Source organism: Pseudanabaena biceps PCC 7429 (assembly GCF_000332215.1).
Classification (GTDB): Bacteria; Cyanobacteriota; Cyanobacteriia; order Pseudanabaenales; family Pseudanabaenaceae; genus Pseudanabaena; species Pseudanabaena biceps.
Genome location: NZ_ALWB01000291.1, coordinates 1 through 5,944 on the forward strand (window position 1 = coordinate 1; position 5,944 = coordinate 5,944).

At 42.9% G+C, this 5,944-nt stretch carries 6 protein-coding genes and 1 pseudogene; 2 read left to right on the forward strand and 5 right to left on the reverse strand.

Features of this window, described 5'->3' with window-relative positions; all coding sequences use genetic code 11:
• Positions 1 to 85 precede the first annotated feature (85 nt).
• The 4 genes from PSE7429_RS20970 to PSE7429_RS20980 form a co-directional block, all read right to left on the reverse strand.
• Positions 86 to 1,723, reverse strand: coding sequence for a serine/threonine-protein kinase (locus tag PSE7429_RS20970; RefSeq protein ID WP_009629369.1), 1,638 nt, complete (start codon positions 1,721 to 1,723; stop codon positions 86 to 88).
• Positions 1,724 to 2,022: 299 nt separating this feature from the next.
• Complete coding sequence (locus tag PSE7429_RS20975; protein WP_009629370.1) at positions 2,023 to 2,757, reverse strand: Ycf66 family protein; 735 nt, start codon at positions 2,755 to 2,757, stop codon at positions 2,023 to 2,025.
• Between the two features lie 272 nt (positions 2,758 to 3,029).
• The gene (locus PSE7429_RS24745) at positions 3,030 to 3,149 is read right to left on the reverse strand and encodes a photosystem II reaction center X protein (RefSeq protein ID WP_009629371.1); all 120 of its coding nucleotides are present in this window, start codon (positions 3,147 to 3,149) and stop codon (positions 3,030 to 3,032) included.
• A gap of 171 nt (positions 3,150 to 3,320) precedes the next feature.
• Positions 3,321 to 3,797 carry a phosphate-starvation-inducible PsiE family protein gene (locus PSE7429_RS20980; RefSeq protein ID WP_009629372.1) on the reverse strand — a complete coding sequence of 159 codons (477 nt, stop codon included), beginning with the start codon at positions 3,795 to 3,797 and terminating at the stop codon, positions 3,321 to 3,323.
• Between the two features lie 336 nt (positions 3,798 to 4,133).
• Here PSE7429_RS20980 and PSE7429_RS20985 point away from each other — a divergent pair, with 336 nt between their 5' ends.
• Positions 4,134 to 5,078, forward strand: a complete 945-nt coding sequence (locus PSE7429_RS20985) for a LysR family transcriptional regulator (protein WP_009629373.1) — start codon at positions 4,134 to 4,136, stop codon at positions 5,076 to 5,078.
• A gap of 239 nt (positions 5,079 to 5,317) precedes the next feature.
• Here PSE7429_RS20985 and PSE7429_RS20990 read toward each other — a convergent pair whose 3' ends face one another.
• Positions 5,318 to 5,692, reverse strand: a complete 375-nt coding sequence (locus PSE7429_RS20990; protein WP_040689997.1) for a hypothetical protein — start codon at positions 5,690 to 5,692, stop codon at positions 5,318 to 5,320.
• A gap of 96 nt (positions 5,693 to 5,788) precedes the next feature.
• On the opposite strand from PSE7429_RS20990, the pseudogene PSE7429_RS28255 reads away from it, so the two are divergent.
• A pseudogene (locus tag PSE7429_RS28255) lies at positions 5,789 to 5,944 on the forward strand (IS4/Tn5 family transposase DNA-binding protein); the annotation flags it as partial.

Here is a 5,944-nt window from a genome sequence, read left to right on the forward strand (position 1 = left end):
TGCGAAGCAACGCTTTCAAAAATTTCCTTGGTTTGGGTTTGAGCGCAAAGCGCTGTAAATAAACATTAAAACCCATTAAAACTCATTAAAACAGGCGTTTACTACCATCAGGTCGAATCGTACCCCAATTAGTTTTAGCTTGGGATAGTTGTTCGTCGGTGATTTTCGCTCCCTTTAAATCTGCCCCACAAAGGTTCGTGCCATTTAAATTGGCTTGACTGAGATAGGCTCCCTTTAAATTTGCCCCACTTAGATTTGCCCCCGAGAGATCTGCCTTGCTCATGTAAGCTGATTGGAGATTTGCCTCACGCATATCAGCTAAAATCATGGAAGCACTGCCCAAATCCGCCTTAACTAATACAGCGCGCTGCATTTTTGCTTCCCGTAAATTGGCGCTATTTAATTTTGCTTGCGATAGATTTGCCCCTTGGAAACTGGCATGAGTTAAGTCACTATGACAAAAGTCCGCCTCAACTAATTTTGAGCGACTCATCACAATGCCTGAAAGCGTGGCACTACCAAAGGCAGCCTTAGAATAGTCTTGGTTGGCAAAATTACGTTTGCCTTGGTTGTATTCGACAATTACTTTTCTTCCCCCTTTAATTTCTCCACTACCGACACGGCTAGCACCAGCGCGGGTATTGCCAGTAGTCATCATCCCAGTATTATCAAACTGTGTTCCCTGTGTGCCACTGCCATACTTTTGGGGTTGGATCCGTGAGTTAGGGAGCTGGGTGGTTGAGGGTCTCACAGTTACAGAGGAAGGGGGAGCCGAAGATTGATAATTTGCCGATGGAGTTGCAGCTCTCGGAGGCTCATCAGAAATATTGCCAGATTCTAAGGCGCGTAGAGCTTCTTCCGCCGAACGAAATCGCTGGGCTACGGATTGCTGAAGCAGCTTCTCAAAAACTACCCTCAAGCGATCGCTCAGTTTGACCTGCGATTTCCAATTGATCTCGCCTGTATAGGGATCGTGGGGTAGATCCTTAGGCGATCGCCCTGTCATCAGATACAGACAACTCATGGCGGTCGCATACAGATCGCTAGAATATACAGGTCGCATCGCCATCTGCTCGGGTGGCGCAAAACCTGGCGTACCGATCGCAAAATTTGTCAGCAAACCACTCGGATCTTCTTCCGCCGATGGCTTATTGACTTGGCTCGAAACTGCCCCAAAGTCAATTAACACTAACTGTCCATCCTGCTTGCGCCGCATGATATTTGCAGGCTTAATGTCACGATGAATCACCCCGTTTTGATGCATAAACCCAAGAGCAGGGAAAATCTCGGTAAGTACCTTGCGAATTTCAATTTCGCTAAATACTCCACGCCGCTCAAATTCCTGCTTCAAGGTTTCGCCATCGACAAATTCTTGAACTAAGTAAAAATTAGCGTCTTCTTCAAAATAATCTAGTAAACGCGGGATCTGCGGATGACTGCCGATTTTACCAAGGGTAAAGGCTTCACGCTCGAATAACTCCCGCGCCATTTTCATGACACTGGCTGATTGGGTATTGGGGCGCAATTGCTTGATTACGCAGGATGGAAATCCTGGCAACCCTTCATCGGCAGCCAGAAATGTTGCACCAAATCCACCTTTGCCCAGTGGACGGCTAGCTCGATAACGGTTTCGCAGCTTTAAATTAGAACCACAGGAAGCACAACTAATGGCAAATGGTTCGTTATTTGGATTAGCACAGTTTGGATTAACGCAATAACTCACGGTTGATCGAAAGCCCAAGTAATGGTTGATCAAATCAAGTTGCAGGATTTGTAACAGTTAATATGCCACTAATCTGCGGATGTACATAACTTAAATCAATCTCAAAAATTCTGCGAACTTTTGATGATTGTAAGATTTGCAAATTTTTAGATGCAAATCTTACAAATCATAGAGGATTGTTTATAGAGTAAATGACTGTAAATTGAAGTTGATTTGGATGAATTTCAGAAAATAGACTCAGAAAATAGACTCAAAAAATAGACTTTTTAATTTTTGAGGATTGATTTTAATAAATCAATCTAAAAATCATCATTATCTGTATTCTCAGTATTTGGATATGCTGAGGGTCTGCTCGGTCTCCGTCTACGCCCAGAAGCAGCGGTGTCTTTGCCAGATTCACTATTAAAGTTATCAGATTCTCCGTTGCGATTTCTTGGACGCTCCCCATTTATATTATCACCGCTAGGTCTTGGGCGACGTTTGGGATTAACAGGACGAATATCGCTTTCGTCGATATCAATCACTGAATCATTGGTACTAGTATCTCCGCGTTTGGGACGACGGGAACGGCGAGAATCCGTAGTATCTCCCCTTAACTCGCTAGCCTCAGCCCCATTGGATAGGGAACCACCCATGCGACGGGATGTATTGCGATCGCGACGGGGAGCAATTTCACGCGTGGGATCGATCTCAACACGATAATCAGAACCAATGGGCTCTTCATCATCAACTAGGGGGCTAGATGGTGCTCTCCTTGCTTGATTTGCTAGAGCTTGACGTAATACCAAAGACTCCACTGCAAACCAACCTGCAAAACCGACAACCAACACTTGGGCTAGTTGGGTAGTAATTTCCATCCGAAAATTAAAGGCTAGCAGGATGATGCCATAAACCAAGGCGATCGCGGAGAAAAAGATGTCGTGGTCGCGGGCTAGTTCGGGGCGAAAGTTTCGCACAAAATATAAACCCACGCCTCCTAAAGCGGCAACAATTGCCAAAAGTATCATTAGCGGGTTGCCACCGATGTTGATCATGGCTCTATATTTCTCCTAAATACCTGCATTTTGCCGCTATGTAAGCGGTGTTTTGAGTGGACAATCTTTACGTCAGTATAACAACACAGAGCTATACACTGATGCCAATTTACACTATTAGCAGCAATTTTCCTGTCCATCCTAAAACATTAACAGGAGGGCTGAGTTGGGTACTATTTATCTATTCAGACATTAAAAGCCCTGCATTGCAGGGCTTTTAATGTCTGAATAGATATCTGAATAGATAAAAGTAAATAGACAAAATAATGGGATTAACCGCGACGGATGATTTTGTCTTTTTGGCTGACAATGAGTACTGCTGCAAAAATAAGACCGAGAACTACACCACCAGCAACGAGGCTAAATAGGAAATTACTTAAGGATTGAGTCATATAGCTTTGTAGGTAAAGTTTTGATATACAGATTAAATACTTAACTTAAATACTTAACATAATTTTAGCATCAGGAGATCGTAACTTCTATCGCTGTAGCCGCTTGCGTTAGGACAAAGTCGAAAAACGATACGAAAAAGATAAAAGAGTAGCAGCATGTCACATTGCCATTTAGTGCTTATTCCCTTTGTTTTGAGAGCGCACGATCCAATAACTAATTGATAGGGAAAGTACGGCGATCGCTAAACCCGTTAGGTCACCATCAGCTTTGCTATCAAAAATAACGATTTTCCGAGCTACGGCTGTTAACGCGGTGATCACCACTAGTTCGAGCTGGATTACATGCTGGCGGAGATAGGCTGTGATGTTTTCCATGAGTTCCAATGCAATTAAGACATTGAGGAACATGCCAAATATTTTTAGAAGTGGTGCGGCAAATACGAGGCTAGGATGGGTAAAGAACAAGTCAACAATCAAAAACTTAAGCAGATCGAAGAGAGCAACGAAAATCACAAATACTAGAGCGATCGCTAATATTTTGGAGACAAAGTTTTCAATTTTGCCGATCGTAATTAAGAAAATATCGTCTTTGCTTGCCATCGTTATAAATTGCCATAAATTTATAACCTGTCGCCTCAATCTCATCATTAATCCCTACCACAATTTTTTTATATCGTCGTATAACTCAAACCCAAAATAGGGTAATGCTACATGGTTAAGGATGGGCGGCGCTTCGCGCCGCCCATCCTCACCATACAAACCCCTTCCTAGGACTACCCAAAATAGAGTTGCCACGCTCAGCGTGGCAACTCTATTTTGGGCTTTGTTTATGCCTTAGACTGCTACGCTTTGGTTCACAGATAAGCTTTGGTTCACAGAATAACTGTAATTCCTATATGAAGGATTATATTAAGTAAATGCATAGAATAAAATTGTATATTAATGATAAAATCATAGAATATAGTCTATGATTTTGCCCTTCCTATGAGTTACCGCTTATCTGATTCTCAATTAGCCAGTCATATTACGCTGCACCAGTTGCAGGTATTTGAGGTGGCTGCTCGGCATGGTAGTTATACCCGTGCTGCGGAAGAGCTATTTCTCACTCAGCCAACGGTTTCGATGCAAATTAAGCATCTAACGAAGGCGATCGGGATGCCCTTATTTGAGCAAGTGGGCAAGAAATTATTTTTGACTCAAGCTGGAAAAGAACTGTTCGCAACCTGTCAAGAAATCTTCGAGCATATTTCTCAATTTGAAATGAGCGTTGCGGATATGAAGGGCTTGAAACAGGGATATCTCAAGATTACGGTGGTAACGACGGCAAAATATGTGATCCCGCGACTGCTTGGTCCTTTTTGCCAGCGGTATCCTGGGGTGGAAATTTCTTTAAAAGTAACTAATCATAGTGGGGTTCTGGAAAGGTTATCTGAGAATAAGGATGATTTATATATACTCAGTCAAGTCCCCGATGAACCTGATGTTAAATCGCATCCTTTTTTGGCAAATCCCTTAGTTGTACTCGCAAATCACGATCACCCTTTAGCGAAGGAAAAAAATATTCCCATTCAACAGTTAGCCGAGCAACCCTTTATTACTAGGGAGTCGGGATCGGGAACTAGAGCCTATGTTCAGCAATTATTCGACGCACATAAAATTACGCCTAAAGTCAAAATGGAGCTTGCTAGCAATGAGGCGATTAAACAAGCGATCGCTGGGGGATTGGGGATTTCAATTTTATCGCGACATACGATCGCCTTGGAAGGTGCGTCGGGACAGATCGCTATTTTAGATGTGGAGAATTTTCCGATCCCCTGTCATTGGTACGTGATTCATCTAGCTGGTAAGCAATTGTCTGTGGTTGCTCAGACTTTTCTAGAATATCTGCAAACCGAAGGCAAACAAATCGCTGAAGATACAACTTGGTAATTTGGTAATAGGGCTATCGCCAAGTAAACCCCAATAATTGAATGGCGGCGCGTTGCGCCGCCATTCAATTATTGGGGTTGTTGCTATAAAAGTAATATAGCTATATCCAGTAATATTAGGACAAAAATCAAACCCAATAGAGAGTTGCGGCGCTTCGCGCCGCAACTCTCTATTGGGTTTGATGTCCTGACTTAAGTGAATATAGCTATATCAAAGACACAATCAGAACCCTTATCTCCTTAATTTTTACCAACAACAAAAGACTTATCAATGCTTTGATCGTATTTTGTGCCGCTCTTGGTGATTTGATTGATGACAATGCCATAGCCCACGTTGTAATCGGCTTTTAGCCAAGGAGAACAGTATCTGCCAACGGGGAGAGTATAGGTATTGCCATTGACGATCGCGCCATCACTGGGCTGCAATTTGGGAGGAATTTTGAAAGTAATGCTGCGCCGTTTGACATAATCGTTTGCCACTACTCCCGTTGCCGATTGTTTGCTAAAGCATTGCACTTCGATCTGGGTATCCTTGAGCAATTCGCGGACATTGCCCCGATCGCTCAGAATTAGTTGGTTATCGTTTCCGACTCCTGAGATACTCTTACTTTTCACGGGATCTTTAAAAGGCAGACCAGAAGAGACTTTCAGATAAAGGGTGCAGATGGGGTTAAAGTAGTAAAAATCAAGCAAAAGCAGGGAAGAAAAATGATGAACTGGTGGGACAAGAATTTTGCAAGTTGTGAATTAGGAGATGAGAGACTAAGCAACCGAGGGTACTCAATCGGCAAAAAATAAGTCAAGGATTCGGGAAAGCGTTGTCCGAGATATTTAAGAGTGGCTCTGAATTGAAAAGGGCTTATGAGT